Genomic DNA, 20646 nt, shown 5'->3' with positions numbered 1-20646 from the left:
TATCAGACAGCCCCAGTATGTCAGGTTTTATTTTTTTAACCAAGAAGAATCGATTGCACCGCTTTTGACGGCTTTGTTAAACGCTTCTGTATAACGTTTATTTAAATCATCGATGGCTGCATCAAGCTTCTTTGAAATATCAACACCCCGAGTTGCTTCGGCAAAGAGGTTTGTAAATGTGCGATTTCGGTTTTCGCCTTCAAGACTTATAAAATAATGCGGTTCAAAATAAGGAATTGTAAGATCTTCTGTTTTAAAACCATACTCCATCCCCTTGATATCAAGCTTATCTGTGGGAAGGTTTTCAGGTTTGTTTGCAGCTAAATATGTTCTGGGTACCGGCACAAATTGATTTGCGAGTTCCTGATGCGAAAGCCAAAAGGCATAGAATCTCTTTGCCGCTTCCTTATTAGGCCCATTTGTAATGCACCATGCAACACCGGACTCGGCCCAGTATTTATCGGCAACTTCGCCCTTAAAAACGGGAAGCGGTGCTATTTCATAGTTACATCTTCCTTTAAACTGTGTGGGAAATTGCCCTACCATCCAGTTACCGTCAATATACATGCCCACCTTTCCTGCAAAAAAATTTGCTCTAAGCGGGTCAATGCCCATAGTCAAATATCCGGGAAAAAGAGATCCGTCTTTCATAAGATCGATATAGAAATTAAAAAAACGCTTATTGGTTTCGAACATATATTTGTTTTTAGCCGGATTATATCCATACCTTCCGCATTCATTTTGTGCAATAAGTATCGGGTCTATTACTCTTTCCCAAATCTGATTAACTCCAAGGGGAAGCCCGAATCCGTAAAAATCTCCATTACCTTTCTTTGTAATTATCTTTGCATATTCCCGAACTTCTTCCAATGTTTTAGGAGGATTATTCGGATCAAGGCCGCACTTTTCAAAAATATCACGATTATAATAAAATCTGTATCCGCTAATTCTGACAGGAACGGAATACGGCTTACCTTTATATTGCAGGGAAAGAGATGAAAAGGCATTCGGATGCAAGCCGGAAACGAGTTCCGGTGTTAAAACGTCGGTCAAAGGAATAATATTACCGGCTTTTGCAAGATCATTGACAGTAATACCGGTACTTGCTTCTACAATATCGGGGGCATTACCACTTGCAAAAGCCATTTGAACTATTGAGGGATAGTTCTCTCCATAATATTCATAGCTCACATGAATATCGGGATTCGCTTTATTGAATGCATTTATAATCGCATCAAAACCGGCATCCGGGCCGCTTTGCCTGACCCAAATCTTCACTTCTGCTACTCTTGAACTATTTGAAGGTTCACGATTACCTGTTGCAAATAATGTTGAACAGACTAACAGGAAAACTGTAAGATTAAAAATAAACTTTGAATATCTTTTCATAGCTGTCTCCTTTTCGGATTTTATTATACCATGCAAAAAAAACACCTGTGACGATATTGTTAGAATAAAACAACGTTTTTGTTAGATTGTAAACAAATTTTCTCTAAAAGTACTGGGCATTATGCCGGTTGATTTTTTAAATATTTTTGCAAAATGCTGCGCACTGCTATATCCGACTTCTTCAGCAATAACTTGGATTTTCATATTTGTTGTTTGTAAAAGACGTTTTGCGTTTTTAATTCTCACTTCTGTAACAAAGTCGATAAAGGATACTCCTTTGTATTTTTGAAAACTTTGTGAAAGATATGATGGATTTACATTAAAATATTCTGCAACGGAACCTCGTGTAACAGTGCAATAATTTTTTTCCACATAATGTGATATATCTTCAATCATAGACTCGGTTACACTATGTTTTTGTAATTCGATTTGCATATTTTTTATGCATAATTTAATCACCGTTTTGAGGATTTCATTCATCTCCGCAATTGATGATCGTGTTTGCCACCAATGTTGTGACATATAAATACTTGAAAATGAAAAAATTTCAGGACATAGTTTCTGTCCGTATTTTTGACGAAGAGAATAAATAAAAGAACTATAAATACTACCTGCCTCCATACAAGATAGTCCGGAAAGCTTTAAGACCAATAAAGAAATGATATATTCCATGTCATCAACAGCTCCGATACCTATACCGTCTTCTATACAAATAAAAAGAGAAGTTATCTCTTTTTCGATTTTTGATACGTCATCATCTCTCATTAAAGAAGCTCTTATATTATAAAAACTTTCCCGAACCTCATCTGAAAATACGATGCTTGAACAAATGGTTCTTATCGCAATTGAAAAATTCATAAAGCAATTTTTTTTTATTTCATCAATAAGATCTTTAATTGATCTTTGGTCATTTTCCAGATAATTTTTGTTGTAGATCAACAAAAGTATAAGTGATTCTGAGTATGGAATAAAAATTCCTGCATCCGTTTTATCCACTAGATTCTCGATATACAATATAATCTTTCGTATTTTTTCTCTATCTTCGCTTAAAAGCAATAATGGTTCAATAGCAACAATGATGAATGAAGAGGGAATCTTGCCTATTTCAAAAAAATTAAATATATCCTTTAGGGTTTTACCCGGAAGGTTTCCGTCCAAATATTCCCGCATCATGTCATTTAAAGCTATAGATCGAAATGTACTTTGCTTTTTTTCCCGTTCAATTATTTCTTTTATACGGATTAAAAAATCTATCAATTCCTTTTTGTTAATGGGCTTAAGAATATAACCTATGATACCGTATGACATTGCAGTTTTTGCATATTCAAAAGTTGCATAACCGCTTAAAATCAATATTTTTGTTTCCGGATTAATATTACGAATTATGGAAATACATTCAAGTCCGGTATATACAGGCATTTGAATATCGGTAACTACAACGGCAGGATGGTATTTATCAACAAGTTTTATTAATTCTTCTCCGTCATATGCTTTTCCCTTTATCTCAAAGCCGAGTTTTTTCCATGGAATTATACATTCAAGCCCATCAAGCACTAAAGGTTCGTCATCTGCTAATATTACGCTGAACATATTATTCTCGCCTATCCGTTCCATGGTAAAGTAATTTGTATGGTCGTCCCGTATTTTTCAACACTCTCTATGGAAAGCCCATATGAGTTTCCGTAATAGAGACGGATCCTGCTATTCAAATTTCTAAGTCCTATATGATTGATATCCATATCAGGCGGTATTTCCAATTTTTCGTTCAATTCCTTCAATTTTGTAGAAGAAATACCACATCCGTTATCCGAGAACGTCAACATAAATGTCGTACCATCGTTGATTGCGGTATTGATGGAGATATTCCTGTTATCTTTTTTATTCCCCAATCCATGCCTTATAGAATTTTCTGCCAGCGTAAGTAACATGAGTTTAGGGACTCCTACATTCATAAAAATCGGCGATACTCCGATAAAAAGCGTAATTGGAACTTTAAATCGTATATTTTGTAATGCTATGTAATTTCTAACATAACCGATTTCTTCTGCAAGTGAAATAATCGGTTCATTCCCATTCACCGCATGATATAGAATCCCTAATTTTTCTATCATTGAAGCAGTTGCTTCATCTCCTGCCATTATCGCTTTCATCCTGATACATTCCAGTGTATTAAAAAGGAAATGAGGATCTAACTGTTCTTGCAGAATTTTTAATTGAGCCTCTCTATTTCTAAGAGTTATCTCACTGTTTCGTTTCATTAATTCTATTATTTGAATTAACATGTCATTGGTACTCTCTGCAATAAGTTTAATTTCATCATTAGATTGAATGCAGAGAAGCTTTCTTTCTCCAACTTCTATTTGCTTCATTTGAATTAACAATTCATGAATTGGACGTGTCATCAATTTTGAATTCACAATGATCAATAAAAGCGAGCTTGCAAATACTAAGGAGGTAATCCAATTAAACATTCTATTTCCCTTCTTTATCTGATGAAAAAGTGATGATTCAGGAATTACTCTACAAATATATAAATTGGAATAGTCAGAATACTCTGCAGTCACAATGGCATTGTTTATTTGGTCACTTAGAATGACGCTAAACTGCTGAAATTCTTTTTTAAGTTTTTGTCGAATCAAATTCAGGGTATCCGCTTCAAGTAAAGCGCCTTTAGAATAAACGGCATTACCTTTTGCATCAAATATTATAATCGATGATTCCCCAAATTCAATCCCGGCAAAAATCTCATCAATAGTACGCAAGCGCATATCAATTGCAATCAAGCCTATAATTTTCGGATCATCATAATGACGTATTTTTCTTATAAAGGTAAACACCTTTTGATTGTAAATGCTGACATAAGGCAGTATAATCATATATAATGCATTGGATTCAAAAAAACCGTACTTAGCAGCAAGTTCGTATAACTCCATCGGTTCATCTCGATAATTATAAGGGCCTGCCGCATAAGCATTATAACCGTTCGACACTAAAATTCTCGCTATATCAGTTCTAATAAGCAAACCGTGTTCCATTGCATTTTGCATAGAAACATCTATACCAAGATACTCGGAAGAATTTTTGTCAAGGTTATAATCCAATGCATTAAGAATCTCGGAATTGATAAGAACGATACGAGATAATCTGTCAATTTCATTAAATAAAACATCAAGTCTCTCCGAAAATTGTTTTGTAAGAATACTATTTTGAGAAAGAGCTTCTTCTTTGATTATTTCAGAAGCGACTTTAAAGCCGAATACTTTTACAAATAAAACTGCAATGAAAAGAACACCTGAAAAAACCAATGCTATTTTTGCATTGTATGTAATCGCAAGGGGATACAATTCCTTATCTGTTTGATTTTTTATCTTAAACCTCAAGGCTCCTCCTCGTCATCAACTGAATGAAATAACCTCAATTCTTAGAGCATTCTAAACGACCGGTTGTTCCGGAATGAACCGGTTAAGATCTTTTCATATACATATATTATTATAATAATATATAAAATCGTCAATAAGTTTTTTTCTTGCTTTGTGTGATAACAGCCCTGTTTTTACTGTATAAGCGTCGTAAGCGCTTGCGACTATTACTTCCCGAATATAAGATTCGGTAAAAATAAAGAAATCTGCGGAATAAAAATGAGTAAAAGGATCTCTGCCAAAATTGTAATAATATAGGGTAAACCTTCTTTCATATATTCATCGGTCGGGCAATTAAGAATTTGACAAACGGAATACATCGCAGTTCCTACAGGCGGAGTCATACATCCCATGGTAACAAGAGTCATCATAACAATACCGAAATGAACGGGATTTACTCCAACCGATTTAAGGATAGGAAGAAAAATAGGAGTAAAAATTAAGCAATTTACGGTAGATTCCATCACCATACCCATAAACAAAAGAAAAACAGTAATCAATAATAAAAGTATATATTTATTCGTTGTAATACTTGTAATAAATTTTGCAATTGCAGCAGGCATTCCGCTATAAGCCGATACAAACCCAAAAATACCGGCAGCGGTAATAATAAGTAAAATTACACCGTTATCGGAAACGCTGGTATCAATAACTGCTATAAGTTTTTTTAAGGTCAAATCCTTATAAATAAATTTTCCGACAAACATTGCATAAACGATGGCAAATGCACCGGCTTCGGATGTAGTAAAAAAGCCGAATCTAATACCTACAATTAATATAAGAGGAAATAGTAGTGCCCAAAAACTTTCTTTTAGTGCCTTAAAAACATCTCCAATCCGCGGAGGCTTTTCATTTTCCACCTTATAATTTCTTTTTTTTGAAATGATATGTGTCGGAACCATGAGAATGACTGTCATCAATAACCCCGGTATAATACCGGCAACAAATAATCGACCGACGGAAACATCCCCTACAAAACCGTAGACAATCAAACCCAAACTTGGCGGAATGGTTGCAGTGATAAGTCCGCCGTATGAAAGAACCGATGCAACAAATCCTTTCGAATACCCTGAGTTAATCATAGAAGGTCCGAGAAACCGTGCTTCCATTGAAGCATCCGCAACTGCACTGCCGGAAATACCTCCCATCAAAGCACTCAACATAACACTTACTTGGGCAAGCCCCCCCACCATATGTCCGGTCAATACTTTTGCAAATTTTACCAATCTTTCTGTTATTCCGGAAGCATTCATAATATTTCCTGCCGTTAAAAAAAAGGGAACTGCAAGAAATGTAAACGATTGTGTTGAACTGACCATTTTTTGAGCAGCTATATCAAGAGAAAGATCGGGATTTCCCAAGAAAAAAATAAGGGAAGAGATTCCTATGACAAAAGCTATCGGCATCCCCATTAAAAGTAATACAACAAAAAGTATAATAATCGCAGTCATAATCGCACCACTCCTTAAACAATAACACTCAATCAGTTTTTACACTTTTAAAGTTTTCTTCTTCAGCTTTTTCTCGCATTATTTGAATCCGTTCTACAATTTGAATAATTTCCGAAATAGTCATAAGCACACATCCAACAAATAAAGAGGCAGTAATAAAAGAATAACTGATATCTAAAGATGTTATCAGTCTTTTTACGTTTGTTATGGATAATCTGAGTGAACTGTATCCCATGCATATCAAAAAAAATGTAATCAATAATTTATTGATAAGGTCAATAATATTTTGCACCGTTTTGGGTAAATGCCTGACAATAATATCAACACCGAGATTCGCTTTCCTTCGAGTCGCTTGGCTGGCGGCAAAAAATGCAAACCAACAAAATAAAAGCAAAATAACATCTATCGACCAAGGCAGCGGAAAGTTAAAAGCACGTGACATAGCAGCTATAAATGTAAGTCCGATAATAAAGAATAGAATAATTTTACTTATATATTGCTCCAGTTTTACAATTGTTTTATACAAATCATTCATTATATTCTTTTGCATACATCTACCTTATTTTAGTTCTTAACTATCAAAAAAGAAAATGGCGACTGTCACAAACAACAGTCACCATCTTTTACCTGTTACTTTCCGAGAATCTTATCTATTTCTTTTTTGATATCAGAAAAACCGTTGAATTTTTTATATACATTATCTCCGGCTTTTTTGAACTCGGCAAGATCAATTTCATTGATAACAATACCTGCTTTCCGCATCTGTTCATTGGCGCGGCTTATATTCTGCAAAGTCAAGTTTGAAGCATATTCACCGGCTTTAATACTCTCTTCAATTAAAATTTTTTGATACCTTTCAGGCAGTTTTTGAAACCATGCTTCGCTTACAACCAAACCGGTAAGAAGTTGGAAATGCTGTGTTTTTGTAATATATTTTACGACTTCATACAGTTTAAGGCCATATGTAGCCATATCCTGCTGTTCGGCTCCGTCAACAACTTTTTGCTGGATAGCCGAATATACTTCACCCTGAGCAAGTGAAGTGGGTTTACAGCCGAAAGCATCAACAGTAGCTTGCCAAACAGGAGAAGAACCTGTGCGTATTTTTAAGCCTTTAAGATCTGCCATACTTTTAATCGGTTTATTTGTAATAAAATTTCTAGCACCTTGGTACCAATTAAAAGAGCAAACTCTGTATCCGTCTTTTTGCAGTCGATCTGTCCATCCTCTAAAAAGATCCGATTGTACTATTTTATTTCCTTCTTCATAGGTATCAAAAAGATAGGGGGCATCCAAAATACCGATTTCCAGAAGATTTCCGGAAAATCGTCCGGCATCAGTCAACAACCCGATATTTGATCCAGTTTGCACTTGCTCTACAACATCTGCCGTATCGCCGAGAAGACCGCTTGGAAAAACTTGAATTTCAAAATCGCCGTTTGTTGCCGCTCCGACATTCTCCGCCAGCTTGTACAATCCTTTGGTCAAAGGATCTTCTTCATTTTGAACGTAACTGAGCTTTAAAACGTATGACGGGGATTTTCCGCCCTTTGCATTTTCTTTACCGCCGGAAGCATTAAGAACGACCATTGTTACAATTAAAATAATTGCAACCATTAGAATTTTTTTTCTCATATTTCTACTCCTCCTTTGAGAAATATTTGGACACTTTGCTACTTGAATACCTCCACTTCAAACCCTACGACAGAACCGAGTTTTTTTATTTGTGAAATACAATCACCATAAACAACAGCTAAATGATGCCCGTAACATCCGTTTGCAAGCGCATGACGCAGTTCACGGGCACCGCCGGTAACCCTATAATACACAACAGGACTGCAATAAGTTTCTTTAAAAATACATCCCACTATTTCACCGGAAGCAACAAGCATTCGAGTTCCTTTACGATTAAATCGACCGAAAGTGACAGTTTTAGTTTTTGCATTTGACATATCAACTTGAATCTTAGTTCCCCAACCGGCATAGGTAAAATGACCAAGCTCATACTCCATCGAATTTTGATTGTATCCTTCCATCTTAAGTCCCGGAACGGAATGATGAATTTCAAGAACATCTTCGTCAAAAGTTTGTGCAGGATCAAATAATAACTTGGGCATTCCAAGCTGTTCGACCGTTTTGGAACCTTTTTTTACCAATACCGGATTTCCCATAAAGACGGATTTCTCGGTCAAATACATAAAAACCATCTCTGCCAGCAAAACATTTATATCCTCTTCACAGGCAGAGGGTATCCTATCATCTTTGAGCAGTGAGTGAGTAAGACAGGGGGTACATTTTTCACGCATCGGATAGCGTGAAGCGCACAATTCTTTACATGAAGTAGTAAACGCATTACAACCGTATTGTTCCATTAGTGTCCGTACTGAAAAATAATATTTAATATCCTGTAATATCCAATCCCGTTTGATACCGGTTTTTTTTGAACCGGCAATAAGATTGTCAGCTATTTTTTCTATCGATTCGCTAATTTCAAGTTTATCCATAACGTCAAAGACATTCTTAAAAGACATACGATTATTTTTAATACCGTACCGTTTAAATAATCCGTATAAATCAGGTATACTGCTGTTTACACTTGCAGGGATTTGTTCGGTAGCGGAAAGAACAAGGAATTTTGTATTGGATATCGCTTTTTTTACATGGAACATTTTTAACAGTTCGTTGAATTCGTCATAATCATGCGCCATATAAGCATCAAGGCCGATATCACGATAAAAAGCGACAATATCGACAGGTGTAGGTCCGAGATTTATCATCGAAATAGGTTTTCCGAAACGTTCGAGGCCGGGAACCCGATACGTAATTAAAAATAAATCTACATCAGCCGCATCTTTTTCAATTTTTTCAAATTCATCGTCAGATACAACAAAGCTTTCATTAAATTCAATATAAATAGGAGGCAGAATTTTCGCATACTCGCAAAAATTATCTTCCAACTCTCTTTGCCATACTTTAAACTGTTCCTTACCTGTTCTTATTTCATATGATGGTTCCAGTTCCTCAGGAGTACCTACTCTGCAAGGGCCTTCCCATACATCGCTATGTACCATATTGCTGAATATCGGCTTTACATTAACTTTTACATCCATAGCATATTTCATAAACAACCTCGTACTTTTATTTTAACAGTGCTTTAAACAATTTTTAGTGTTTTCAGTTTTAAAACTTTGCATTTCTTGAATTTATAATACAATCAGCAAACATTTTTATACGATTCATCATACCAAGCAAACCGTTTCGGCTTTTTCCGGAAAGTAATCCGTTATCGGTTTCAAATTTTTTAAACACATCAAAATCAAAAGCAACAATTTCCTCGGCCGTTCTGTTATTACAAACCTCAATAATGATAGTTGCAAATCCGAGTATTATTAATGATTCGCTGTCGCATTCTATTTTTATACGATTATTTTCAAAACTGCATTTTACCCATAACTTCGATTGACAGCCATGTATCAGATACTCATCATTATGCAGTAAGAACTTTTCATTTCCGGCTTTTGTTAAAGCAATATGAATTAAATAGTCGTATCTTGAAAGCGAATCTTTAAACATCTCAAAATACTGCAAGTTTTTTTCCAGCGTTTCATACATCGTACCCATATTTATAAATAAGACGTTTGGATTTGTTCAAGAACATCGCAAAACCGATCTATCTCCTCCTTTGTATTATAAAAAGCAATGGATATACGAATAAGTCCGTTTTTTAAACCAAGTTTTTTCATTAGCGGCTGTGCACAAAGTTCTCCACATCTGCTTGCAATGCCGTGAGCCGCTAAAAGCATACTTATATCATAGGGAGAAAAAATTGAGCTGATAAACGAAATAAGCGGAACACGAGGACTGTGCTTGGCAATTACAGTTATTCCTTTAATACTATCCAATCTTTTAAGAGTATATTGTGTAAGGGTTTGCTCATATGCATGTAAACAAGTTGTGCCCTGTACATTAATATACCGCAACGCGGTAGAAAGGCCGACGGCAGCACCTACATCCTGTGTCCCTGCTTCAAATTTCGTCGGCAAGTTTTGCCAAGTAGTAGTTCCGAAAGTTTCTCCTATTCTATCAACCATATCACCGCCATAATTATAGGGATGCATTTTCTCAAGATATGCTTCTTTTCCGTACAATACACCTATTCCGGTCGGACCATATATTTTATGAGCGGAGAAAGTAAAAAAATCACAATCAATTGCTGAAACATCAACAAAAGAATGCGCAATAAGTTGGGCGCCGTCCACAAGAACAGGAACGTTATGCGCATGAGCAATTTTTATAATATCTTTTAACGGAGGCAACAAACCGATTGCATTTGACGCGCCTGTTACCGCAACAAGAGCCGTTTTGTTGTCTATTAAACGTTCCAATAAGGTCATACTGAAAAAGCCGTCGTCGGCGATAGGTAAAAGCCGCAGTTCACCGGATTTTCTACTGCATGCAGCCAGCCACGGAAGATAATTTGAATGATGTTCCAACTCTGTAGTTATTATATTTCCTCCCATTTTAAGAAAAGTTTCACAAAACGAATATGCAACAATATTAATTGACTCTGTAGTATTTTTTGTAAATATAATTTCGCAATCTTTATGAGCTCCTATAAATTTCCGTATAACTTTTCGTGAATTTTCATATAAATCGGTTGAATGAATACTTAGTTCATACGCACCCCGATGTATATTAGCATTTTTATTTTTATAGTATTCAGTTAATGCGTCTATGACAACAAGCGGTTTTTGCGTCGTTGCAGCATTATCCAAATAAATCAATTTCAAACAGTGGGAATCTATGAGCGGAAAATCCTTACGTATATTCGATACATTAAATGTCATATTCACTGTTACTTTCCCATTTTTGCATATATTTCGGATATAATAACAAAGCCAAGTCTTCTATATTGTTTATTTCTACGGCTGCATCATCAGGTAAGTGTATGTTAAGTTTTTTTTCCAAATTCATTATAAAAAGAACTTTTTTTCGGACAGCGGAATTGGTATGATGGCAATCATATTTATCGATACGTAAATCCGCATTGGCTAAACTTTCGGCAGATTTATCCGATAAATTAGCCTTAATGCTCATTACTGCAAGATTATATATATTTTCTTCTTCTATATTCGAATTAAGCATAAATCTTGTTAAAAGATATTCTTTCAAATAAGATTTAAAAATAGCAATATCATACTTTGAGGAAAGAAGAGTTTGTATGATTTTTTCTGCAGACAGATCAGCAACAATGCATTTTTCAATATAGCGTTCATCACTCATGTGTTAAGTATACTTTCTATACTATTTGTTTTTTTGCGTTTTGATAATATTTATTTACATTTCAAGAAAATGATGATACAATCATAGTAACTGGTATGAAAACTAAAGATTATGATCTTTATTATGAATCGTTCAGTGAAGATTTTCTTTTAAAGCATAAAACAACTTTTATTCCAGAAAAACGACGATTTCATATACATGATGTATTTGAAATCTTATTTATACGTTCGGAAAATGTGATATGTAATATAGACGAAAAATCATATCATATTCCTGCCAATACTGTAATTCTTTTTAACAATACGGATCTTCATCTTATAACTTTAAATAAACGATGTAAATATGACAGATATGTTTTATTCTTTAAACCTGAGTATATTGAACAGCTGTCTTCTCCTACAACCAATTTACTTGAATGTTTTTTTTTCAGACCATTTTTAGATTCACAGATATTAAAATTAAGTATAGAGGCAGCAGATCAAATAGAGGTTATGCTGAACAAAATTATAGACAGCAGCAATAAAGAAAAAAAAGATACATACGGCAAAGATTTGTATAATAAATTTCTTATCGGAGAACTGTTAATATATATAAACCGGCTATACCGTGAATATCACAATATCGTACCGGAAAGCATACTACCCGAATACAAGCGGATATACTCACTCATAGCACATATACACACAAATCTGGAAACGGATCTTTGCCTAGATAACTTAGCAAAGTATGCATGTACAAATAAACATAGCCTCTGTGAACTTTTTAAAAAAGTAACAGGATTTTCTCCAAATCAGTATGTTATAAATTGCCGAATTATGAAAGCAAAAGAACTTCTTGTAAATAATATGCCTGTCGATACAGTATGTGCACTGGTCGGATACAATACTTTATCACATTTTATCAGAATATTCAAACAACATACAAAGCTATCTCCCAAACAATATGGGAAACAAAATACCTTCGCCGAAGACTAAAACCCCTGTACGCCATCATTAACCCGCATATCGCTACCGCATATAAAAAACCTCCGCCCTGCCCGTAAAAATACAAAGCAAGCGGAGGTTTAACCGCAAAAAAATTATGGTTTTTAGGCGAAACTGCCCCTATAATCGCAGCGTAAAACTGCGGTTTTTATCACTCACCGACAAATTGTCCGACCAATTCCGGAAAATCGAAATTCTTTTCTATAAAGTAACGCAAGTCAAAATCTTCATGTGTAACAATTACCAATATCGTAGCATGGTCGGCCAGATATTCGGAAATCGCCTTCATTACTTGTAAGCGGGTTTCGAAGTCGATATGTGCAAAGGGTTCGTCAAGAAGTAAAATATCGGGTTTGGCGGTAAGCGCGCGTGCAATATCCATACGCTTCATTTCACCGGAAGATAAAGCGTTCGGACGTTTTTTAAGATGTGCAGCTGTAAGACCGACTTTTTCAAGATTTTCCGTCAATTCTTCAATGGTTCCGCTTTGCCCGGCCGCCGAAATCTGTTTAAAAGAATCGCGGATATTAAGGTCGGGGAAAAAAGAAAACCGCGAATCCTGCTGTACTACAGCCATGCGGCGGCGGAAGGGTTTAAAGGATTTCGGATCTATTCCCGTTTCTTTCGGTTTAAGGGCTACCAAATCCGAATCTTCCAACAAAATACGTCCCTTTGTACCGTCAAGTAACCGTAAAATCGCTTTAATCGTGCTGGATTTTCCGCAGCCGGAAGGCCCGGTAATACCGTAGACGGTGGAACGCTCAAAAACAAGATTAAGCCCCTTAAATGCCGTAAATACACGCTCGCCGAAAATGCCGCGCTTAAAATATGTTTGCGACACATCCAAAAGTTCAATTGCGGTTCCGGACGCACCTTTTTTAGCTTCGGGTTTTTCGTATCCTTCCATTTCCGGAAGTTTTTCCTGAAGTTCGATTATGCCGTCGTTCAGTCTAAAAGCCCGATCAAGGGTAAGCCTTTTAATAAAATCAAGGTCATGGCTTACCATAAGAAAGGTTTTATCCCGCGTTGCAAGAATTTCGTTGTTTAGAAATTCCACAAAATGTTTACGCAAATTGCGGTCAAGGTTAACCGTCGGTTCGTCCAAAAGGATTAAATTACCCTTGCGCGAAAGCAAAATCATCAAAGTAATACGCTGCATTTCGCCGCCGGAAATTTCATCCGGATACAAACGCGCAAAAGCTTCAAAATCAAGCGAAAAGTATTTTTTAAGCCTCTCTTGAATAATCGGTTTACGGCCGGGCGCAAGAAGAGCAAGGTTTTGATCCAAAGTCAAAGCCGGATTCATCACCTGTGCGGTTTCAGCCGGCACAAACATAAGGCCCGACTGTGCAATTTGCGACCATAAACTGAAATTCCGTTTACGTCCGTTAACATAGGCGTCAAAGCCGTTTACTTTCATTGTGCCGGAAAAAGTAAAAATTTTCGTAGAAAGAATACCTGCAATGGACTGCAAAAAAACCGATTTACCGGTTCCCGTCGGTCCCATAATAACGGCGGAGGAATTCGGCTCGATTGAAAAATTCGAATCCTTAAGGAGGATGCGTTTGCCCAATTTAATTGAAAAATTATCAAGCGAAATAGGTTTCATGCATTTTCTCCCTTTTTCTTATTCAGCATAATTAAAAATGCAATGCTGATACTTATAAGCATAATTGAAGGAATCCAAAACAGAAGAGGATTTCCGCCTTCAAACAACGCATCGCGGTGAGCCGCTATTAAAGCCCCCGGGCTGAGGTGAGCCGGCGTTCCGTAACTTCCGAAACCCAGTTGAATAATAAAACCGAAAGAACAGTCGAGAACGAGTGTTTTAAGCAAAATACCGGCGGCAACCCGCTTAAACGTATTGCGCATTAAAGCGGTTTTCATAAGCACTACAAGAATACGCATTTTTGTAAAACCGTACGAACGGAAAGACAAGCTGTATTTTCGGTTATACAAGTCGATAAGCGGGATGGCAATGCTTCTTACCGCTTCCGGCAAAGTCGTTACCGTTGCCGCAAGTACGAACACGACAAGCGACATCAACGCCGAAGCCGCATTCGTATGGCGGGCAAGATAGCCCGAAACCGGCGCGTAACAAAAAAGAGCTACAAGTATCGAAGGAATCGACTGAACGGCATTGAGTATATTTGCAAAAGCCCGTCCGAGCCGCATCCATAAAACGCTTATATAACCGAGTATAAGGCTTATAAGCATTGCAAAAAGCATAGTAGCTACAAGCGTAATCGACAGTTCGCGGAAAGAAGCAAACAATGCAGTAAAAAAGCCCGACGCAGCAATTTCAGAAGGCAAAAAATTGCCGAAATATTCGGACGGCAGCCACGACAATGCAAGGGGCGACATTAAAATAAGAATACATATGATTTTAAGAATATTATATAGCTTTTTCATACCATCTCGGATAAATCAAAAACAAAACAGTTTTTACAAGAAAGGCCACAACTGCATTTACACATAAAAGAATAAAAACAGAAGCCACAAGCAAATCGGTGTTGGTTGCAAGCAAAGCGTCAAGCAGGGTACTGCCGAGTCCGGGGAAGGAAAATACTATTTCGGCAATGGTTACCGAACCGATAATAGCCGGTACCTTACCCGCAAGATACGGAATAAAGCGGGGTAAACTTGAAGAAAAAAGATACCCCGAATACGTTTCCGGCAACGGAAAAAAGCGCCCCAAACCGTGTCCGAGCGTTGAAAACACAACGGCATGAGTTGTATGAACTTGATTGAGCATATCGGCCTTAAGAAAATTTGTTGCATCCCATGAAAGCCCGCCGAGTACAACCGTAATAAGGGCAATAACAATAAAGGGCGCATCGCTTCCGAATATATTGGCCAACACCCAAAAACCGACAAACAGCGGTACCGCGGCAAAAACGGACAAAACGGAACTCAAAAATCCGCCGAACCGTTCCGCTTTGCGGTTTTTATGATGTTCGGTCAAATACCGCCCCGTCACGGCATAAGCCGACGCTGAAAGGGCGATGACGGTCAAAATAAAAAGCGACAATAAAGTCAGCGGCAGCGAAACGGCCGCTGCCGAAGCGATTATTTGACCGGAGCTGAATCCCGGATGAGCAATGGAAAAATCTTCGGAACCGGTAATAAGCAAAAAGAAAGAACGCGCCGCTTCGGCATAGCTTTCAACCGGGGCACCGATTGAAAGCAAATAAAATGCCGACAAAATTAAGGTTCCGGCCACGGCAAATACAATGCCGTGGATGATAAATTCTCTGACTAAAAAACGTAAAAACCGCATCGCTCCGACCTACTTTAATTTCCAGTTTTCTGCAGATAAAAAGGGATTATCCGTAGCGATGGCAACATTGCTTAAACCGCGCGAATATACGTCTTTTTCCAAAGAACATAAAAACAGCGCCGGAGACAGTTCGCAAATTCGCTTATCGATTTGAAGCGTTAAATCAATCCAATTTGACGTAACAATTTCTTTTTCCCATGCATCGAACAGTCCGTTCAATTTGCTGTCCGCTACGCCGGTAATATTATGCGAACCTTTGGAGCGGTACCAATCGCCCAAACTCGAATAGAGGTTATCAAAGCCTTCACAGTACATAAGGGCAAGTTCATACGATTTTTCGGTATATACCATACGATTAAAAACCTTATCACCGGTACGCTTTGCTTCGACATTTAAGCCGATTTCGGCAAATTGTTTTACAAGACCGTCGGCCATCTTTGCACCGAATTCGCCCATTGAATCGGGAAACAAAAGAATCGCATTTTGACCGCTGATTCCGCCTGCGGAAGCAAGTTTTTTAGCTTCTTTCGCATTAAAGGGAAGAAAATTAGGCATCGGTTTGTTTACATATTCGGGAATATTGGACGCAAAAAGATTCGACGGGAACGGGCCGTAGTTTAAAATCACTCCCGAATCCTTATCCGTAATCGACGGAATAAGAGCTTTCTTATCAAGTGCCCGAGCCATCGCTTGGCGGCCTTCGGCATTGGGGAACAGTTTGGTGTTAATTGCAACTTGATAAAACGCATACGGCATATATGAATTGACATCCACATTGGGGATTTTTTCAACATCGGCGCGATCCATCGGATTCGTTTCAAGAATCAAATTAATGCGTCCCTTGCGCATTTCGTTTATACGAATAATCGGATCTATTACGCGCTTCATCACCAAATTGCTTGCCTGGGGCTTATGCTTAAAATATGTACCGTTTGCCTCAAAGGTAACCCATTTACCGATTTCCCAATCCGCCAATTTAAACGGTCCCGTTCCGACCGGTGCCGTAGCAAATTTGCGTTCGTTTTCACCGGAGCGCATATTTACTTGCATATTTTGTCCGTTATATTTTGACGGAACAATCTTAAAGGTAAGCACCGGATAAGCGCGGAATTCGGGTATGGGGTTGATAAATTCAACCGTTACCGTTTTATCGTCAACAGCGGTAACACTTTTAATAAAGGACATAAGATAGTCGCGCTTAGGAGAATCATTATTTTCATCCGTATAAGCGGCAAACGAATATTCAACGTCACTTGCGGTAAGCGGAGTTCCGTCGTGCCACATTACATCGCGCAGCAATACCGTATATGTTTTTTTATTTACCGAATCCTGCACGATACTTTCGGCAAGAGCAAGCTCCGAATACAACGAACCGCTTTGCTCGTCCACTTCAAAATTGACAAGACCGTCGAATAACAGCTCGTCGGCATTTAAGCCGGAAGTATTTTGCTCCAAAACGGGATTAAGGGAATCCGGCAAGGTCGATACGGCAACCATCACCCCCTTCGGTTGAGCTTTCCAAATTACAAATGCACCGGCAGAGCCTAAAACAATAAGACAGACGGCAACAATAACTATAATGCTTTTTTTATTCATTTTCATTAACGCATCCTCACAATAAACGAACTATACACGACTACTTCTCCCGAATAATCCGGAGTTTTGCCTTTTTGAACTTCAAAAAAATATTTATCGCTTGTTAATTGACTTCCCGCATTGAGAATCGGCCACGAATTACCTACCTTGTAACTGCGGTTAATTAAATCTTTCATTTTGTTTTTTTCGATCAATTTACCGCTTTTTGTATTTTCGGCAAAGGCACGGACAGTACGGTTATCTTTTAAAGTAATTACCAAGTCGTTCATTTGACCGCGGGGAATCGAAACCATACCCCACCAGTACTCGTCTTTTTTTACATTTGAAGCGCTGAATTTTGCAGGGCGGCTTCTTTTACTTTCTGCCGTCGAACGGGGATCGGGGTTAAAAAGCCCTATTATAAGCGGTATAACAACCTTTCCGCGGCTTGCAATTTCCTGTGCGGTACGAATTTCCGCATTTACCTGTGCTATTTTAGCTTCAAGATCCTTTTTTTGCGCGTTTATATCGTCGATTATATCCTGACCGATATCGTTCGGATATTTCGATGCAAAACCGAGCAAGTCTTGATATATGACATCGATATTTTTTTCTATCGATTTATGATGTGCAAGAATGTCTTCAAGAGACATTTTTCCGCTTTCGGCATTTTCCGGCGTACGTGCAAATTCTTCATTGATTTTGTTTTTATAGTCGTATGCACGCTCGCGGATAAGGGCTGCGCGACTAACCGTAAGGTCTTGGCGGGCTTTTCTTAAAACACGCATATTCGGAGCAAGGGCGGTACTTTTTGCAAGGCCCGCATTGGCCGCAGCGGAATTAATTTCTTTTTCCGCCGATGCATAAGACGCAATTACCTTATCGTAAGCGGCTACCTTATCTTCAAACGATTCAACGGATGCAATGCTTTCCGCCTGCGAATCGAGGTTCGACTTTTTTTTGTATAACGAACTTACAATTTCGATTTCCTTATGTACTTCGGCAAGTTCGTCGCTGCTTCCGAACACTTTCGTTGCGGATTCATGCATTTTGCGCGCGGCGGTCACTTTACCTGAAGTTACCAAACTTTTGATACACTTTGCCGAAACGGCTGCTCCTTTTTCCGCTACCTCCGTCGGAAGTTTAAGAGCAGGGTCGATGGCCGAAAATTTTTCAATTGCTTTATTACACGCTTCGCGTAATTTTGTTTCGTTTGAAGCTTTTATCGAATCGGTTTTATTGAGCGATTCGGCGCCGGCTTTATACAAATCGATATAACCAAGATATTTCTTTTTGAGTTTTTCATCTTGAATTTCATTCCAATATACGGCCGCATCAGCCGGTTCGCGTTCGTGCCAAGCTTGTATACCGGCGGCAAGCGCCCGTTCGTCCGGCGGAATCTCGTCCACAGTGGCACAAGACATAAATATAACGGCTGCAAAAGCAAGTACCGAAATTATAATTCCATATTTTTTTTTCATTCTGAAACCTCCTTAACCAAACGGAAACCGACATCGGTATATCCGTTTTGTGCATCGATATTACGGAAATTGGAAATACGCAGTTCAACCGGACCGTCCATCCAAGAACCGCCTTTAACGGTGCGAAGATTCGATTCACCGTCAATACCGTGTACGGACGCCGTCCATTCCCATACGTTGCCGGCCATATCGGCAAGCCCCCAGGCGTTTTTACCGTTTTCAAACGAACCGACCGGAGAGGGCGCAGTAAAGGTACCGTTACCCTTGTAATTGGCTTTTTTTTCGGCGGCAGGACTGTCATCTCCCCACGGATATACGGTTTCCGTACCTGCGCGGGCAGCTTTTTCCCACTCTTCTTCAGTCGGCAAGCGGTATGTAAAACCCGTTTGTTCCGACAACCAGGCCGCATAAGCTTCCGCTTCTTCGACAGTCAATCCGACAACGGGCTGACTTCCTTGGTTAAAATCGTTGTTATAAAAGTATTCCGGAATGTTTTCGGCACGCGTTATATGCAGGAAAGCCGCATAACGTGCATTTGTAACCGGATACACATCTATGGCGTAAGAAGCCGTAGAAACAAGGCGCGAAGCTTCTTTTTTTCCTGCGCGGGTATCCTGTGCAACGGCACCGGCATTAAATTCGCCTTCGGAAACAAAAACGGACGGGTATGCGGCATCCATATCGTCAACGTGCACATAATAGGCGTCAACCGAACTTTGCGTATCCGCTTTTTTAAGTGCGGCCGAAGAGGGAAGAAACTGTGCAAAAGACGTTGCAACATTCAAAATTACCGGACGATTGCGGTAATCTTCGGAAACCGGATAATCGATTGTCGCATATCCGAGTGCATCCGTTTTACCGGAAGAACGAACTTCCGGCACGTCAGTCGCTGCGGCATCCGACGGAAGGTCGGCAATTTCCCATATAACCGAAAGAGGAACGCCTGCAACGGCATTATCCGACGTATCGGTAACTTTTACAGAAAAGCTTGTAGACGGATTTACAAAACCGTCTTTTATTGAAAAAGTAATAACAAGTTTTTTGCTTACTTGCACACAAAAAGCTTCGAGTCTGTGTGCAAACAATTCGGTACCCGATTCTTTAGCGGTAAGCAATTCCGTTTCGCCCTCGGCAATCAGTTCGGCAAGAATGTCAATAGCGCCCTTTATTTTATCGGCAGCGCCGCTTTTACCTTGTGCTGCATTGAAACGGGCAGTCAAATCGTTTCGAAGATTATCCGCATACGCTTTTTCTCTTTTATCCCAATCGACAATTTTTATTCGATATGTGACGGCAGGAGCTTCTTTCGGTTTCGATTTCGAAAAGGGTTTAAGATCCGCAAGGCGGGCTTTTACCGACTCGTCGCTCACCGAAATTCTGGAAGCTTTGGGATTAGCCGCACGCAATGTTGCGGTTAAAGCGCTTTCCACCAGATCGCGTTTTCCTGCAAGTTCCGCCTCTTCAAGGGTTGCCCCCTTACCGAAACCGTAGTAATAGCCTTCTTCTTGCTTTACAAGTGCGGACTTCGGTTTTTTGGCAAAAGCAGTTACAGTGCCGAAGATAAAAAAAACAAAAAACAAAAGAATCAAAAAACGATTGCGTTTTATTGACTTACCCATATATTTTACCTCCTGTAATTCCGTTTTCCGGAATACGTAGTTTAAAAATCCTCATAAGGATTCTAAGCTGCCGATACTTTGCAGTTATACGACATATACGGAAAAATCCGTACCCTATTAGTATAACATAAAAAAAAGATTTTTTCATGATTATGCTTTAAAGACA

At 38.5% G+C, this 20646-nt stretch carries 17 protein-coding genes; 1 reads left to right on the top strand and 16 read right to left on the bottom strand.

Translation table 11 applies throughout. From position 1 onward, the window contains the following. Positions 1-27: 27 nt before the first annotated feature. The 10 genes from H0R92_RS10355 to H0R92_RS10310 all read right to left on the bottom strand — a co-directional run bounded on the left by H0R92_RS10355 (position 28) and on the right by H0R92_RS10310 (position 11542). Positions 28-1278, bottom strand: coding sequence for an ABC transporter substrate-binding protein (locus H0R92_RS10355; RefSeq protein ID WP_432964230.1), 1251 nt, complete (start codon positions 1276-1278; stop codon positions 28-30). A 192-nt stretch (positions 1279-1470) separates the two neighbouring features. Next, positions 1471-2979 (bottom strand): response regulator transcription factor, encoded by a 1509-nt coding sequence (locus H0R92_RS10350; RefSeq protein ID WP_432964227.1) that lies wholly within the window; start codon positions 2977-2979, stop codon positions 1471-1473. A gap of 11 nt (positions 2980-2990) precedes the next feature. Continuing rightward, on the bottom strand, positions 2991-4769 hold the full coding sequence (locus H0R92_RS10345; protein ID WP_432964224.1) for a sensor histidine kinase: 1779 nt from the start codon (positions 4767-4769) through the stop codon (positions 2991-2993). 206 nt (positions 4770-4975) lie between these two features. Beyond that, entirely contained in the window at positions 4976-6259 is a 1284-nt protein-coding gene (locus tag H0R92_RS10340; protein WP_432964221.1) for a TRAP transporter large permease, read from the bottom strand. A 28-nt stretch (positions 6260-6287) separates the two neighbouring features. Further along, positions 6288-6809 carry a TRAP transporter small permease gene (locus H0R92_RS10335; protein WP_432964218.1) on the bottom strand — a complete coding sequence of 174 codons (522 nt, stop codon included), beginning with the start codon at positions 6807-6809 and terminating at the stop codon, positions 6288-6290. Positions 6810-6889: 80 nt separating this feature from the next. After that, positions 6890-7894 carry a C4-dicarboxylate TRAP transporter substrate-binding protein gene (locus H0R92_RS10330; RefSeq protein WP_432964215.1) on the bottom strand — a complete coding sequence of 335 codons (1005 nt, stop codon included), beginning with the start codon at positions 7892-7894 and terminating at the stop codon, positions 6890-6892. Between the two features lie 38 nt (positions 7895-7932). Then, positions 7933-9381, bottom strand: a complete 1449-nt coding sequence (locus H0R92_RS10325; protein ID WP_432964212.1) for a hypothetical protein — start codon at positions 9379-9381, stop codon at positions 7933-7935. 58 nt (positions 9382-9439) lie between these two features. Next, positions 9440-9871, bottom strand: coding sequence for a SufE family protein (locus H0R92_RS10320; RefSeq protein WP_432964209.1), 432 nt, complete (start codon positions 9869-9871; stop codon positions 9440-9442). An 11-nt stretch (positions 9872-9882) separates the two neighbouring features. After that, a complete protein-coding gene (locus tag H0R92_RS10315; protein WP_432964206.1) occupies positions 9883-11106 on the bottom strand; it encodes an aminotransferase class V-fold PLP-dependent enzyme in 1224 nt (407 codons plus the stop codon). Then, complete coding sequence (locus H0R92_RS10310; RefSeq protein ID WP_432964203.1) at positions 11096-11542, bottom strand: hypothetical protein; 447 nt, start codon at positions 11540-11542, stop codon at positions 11096-11098. Before H0R92_RS10310 ends, H0R92_RS10315 begins: the two co-directional genes overlap by 11 nt. A 95-nt stretch (positions 11543-11637) precedes the next feature. Here H0R92_RS10310 and H0R92_RS10305 point away from each other — a divergent pair, with 95 nt between their 5' ends. Continuing rightward, entirely contained in the window at positions 11638-12516 is an 879-nt protein-coding gene (locus H0R92_RS10305; protein ID WP_432964200.1) for an AraC family transcriptional regulator, read from the top strand. 160 nt (positions 12517-12676) lie between these two features. Here H0R92_RS10305 and H0R92_RS10300 read toward each other — a convergent pair whose 3' ends face one another. The 6 genes from H0R92_RS10300 to H0R92_RS10275 are packed head-to-tail and all read right to left on the bottom strand — an operon-like array spanning position 12677 to position 20480. Next, complete coding sequence (locus H0R92_RS10300) at positions 12677-14134, bottom strand: ATP-binding cassette domain-containing protein (RefSeq protein WP_432964197.1); 1458 nt, start codon at positions 14132-14134, stop codon at positions 12677-12679. Further along, positions 14131-14937: a hypothetical protein gene (locus tag H0R92_RS10295; RefSeq protein WP_432964194.1), complete on the bottom strand. Its 807-nt coding sequence runs from the start codon at positions 14935-14937 to the stop codon at positions 14131-14133. The genes H0R92_RS10300 and H0R92_RS10295 overlap by 4 nt, the downstream gene beginning before the upstream one ends. Next, positions 14921-15805, bottom strand: a complete 885-nt coding sequence (locus tag H0R92_RS10290) for an ABC transporter permease subunit (RefSeq protein ID WP_432964191.1) — start codon at positions 15803-15805, stop codon at positions 14921-14923. The genes H0R92_RS10295 and H0R92_RS10290 overlap by 17 nt, the downstream gene beginning before the upstream one ends. A gap of 9 nt (positions 15806-15814) precedes the next feature. Beyond that, positions 15815-17407, bottom strand: a complete 1593-nt coding sequence (locus tag H0R92_RS10285) for an ABC transporter substrate-binding protein (protein ID WP_432964188.1) — start codon at positions 17405-17407, stop codon at positions 15815-15817. Beyond that, complete coding sequence (locus H0R92_RS10280) at positions 17407-18861, bottom strand: hypothetical protein (RefSeq protein WP_432964185.1); 1455 nt, start codon at positions 18859-18861, stop codon at positions 17407-17409. The genes H0R92_RS10285 and H0R92_RS10280 overlap by 1 nt, the downstream gene beginning before the upstream one ends. Next, the gene (locus H0R92_RS10275) at positions 18858-20480 is read right to left on the bottom strand and encodes a formylglycine-generating enzyme family protein (RefSeq protein ID WP_432964182.1); all 1623 of its coding nucleotides are present in this window, start codon (positions 20478-20480) and stop codon (positions 18858-18860) included. The genes H0R92_RS10280 and H0R92_RS10275 overlap by 4 nt, the downstream gene beginning before the upstream one ends. Positions 20481-20646: the final 166 nt, after the last annotated feature.

Source organism: Treponema sp. OMZ 840, assembly GCF_050937815.1.
Taxonomy (GTDB): domain Bacteria; phylum Spirochaetota; class Spirochaetia; order Treponematales; family Treponemataceae; genus Treponema_C.
The sequence above is the reverse complement of the archived record's forward strand: the minus strand, read 5'-3'. Positions and strand labels throughout refer to the sequence as shown.

Bases quoted from the DNA above. Each gene is read 5' to 3' on its own strand.
- H0R92_RS10350 (WP_432964227.1), bottom strand. From the start codon at position 2,979: ATGTTCAGCGTAATATTAGCAGATGACGAACCTTTAGTGCTTGATGGG.
- H0R92_RS10340 (WP_432964221.1), bottom strand. From the start codon at position 6,259: ATGACTGCGATTATTATACTTTTTGTTGTATTACTTTTAATGGGGATG.
- H0R92_RS10335 (WP_432964218.1), bottom strand. From the start codon at position 6,809: ATGCAAAAGAATATAATGAATGATTTGTATAAAACAATTGTAAAACTG.
- H0R92_RS10330 (WP_432964215.1), bottom strand. From the start codon at position 7,894: ATGAGAAAAAAAATTCTAATGGTTGCAATTATTTTAATTGTAACAATG.
- H0R92_RS10325 (WP_432964212.1), bottom strand. From the start codon at position 9,381: ATGAAATATGCTATGGATGTAAAAGTTAATGTAAAGCCGATATTCAGC.
- H0R92_RS10320 (WP_432964209.1), bottom strand. From the start codon at position 9,871: ATGTATGAAACGCTGGAAAAAAACTTGCAGTATTTTGAGATGTTTAAA.
- H0R92_RS10315 (WP_432964206.1), bottom strand. From the start codon at position 11,106: ATGACATTTAATGTATCGAATATACGTAAGGATTTTCCGCTCATAGAT.
- H0R92_RS10310 (WP_432964203.1), bottom strand. From the start codon at position 11,542: ATGAGTGATGAACGCTATATTGAAAAATGCATTGTTGCTGATCTGTCT.
- H0R92_RS10305 (WP_432964200.1), top strand. From the start codon at position 11,638: ATGAAAACTAAAGATTATGATCTTTATTATGAATCGTTCAGTGAAGAT.
- H0R92_RS10300 (WP_432964197.1), bottom strand. From the start codon at position 14,134: ATGAAACCTATTTCGCTTGATAATTTTTCAATTAAATTGGGCAAACGC.
- H0R92_RS10295 (WP_432964194.1), bottom strand. From the start codon at position 14,937: ATGAAAAAGCTATATAATATTCTTAAAATCATATGTATTCTTATTTTA.
- H0R92_RS10290 (WP_432964191.1), bottom strand. From the start codon at position 15,805: ATGCGGTTTTTACGTTTTTTAGTCAGAGAATTTATCATCCACGGCATT.
- H0R92_RS10285 (WP_432964188.1), bottom strand. From the start codon at position 17,407: ATGAAAATGAATAAAAAAAGCATTATAGTTATTGTTGCCGTCTGTCTT.
- H0R92_RS10280 (WP_432964185.1), bottom strand. From the start codon at position 18,861: ATGAAAAAAAAATATGGAATTATAATTTCGGTACTTGCTTTTGCAGCC.
- H0R92_RS10275 (WP_432964182.1), bottom strand. From the start codon at position 20,480: ATGGGTAAGTCAATAAAACGCAATCGTTTTTTGATTCTTTTGTTTTTT.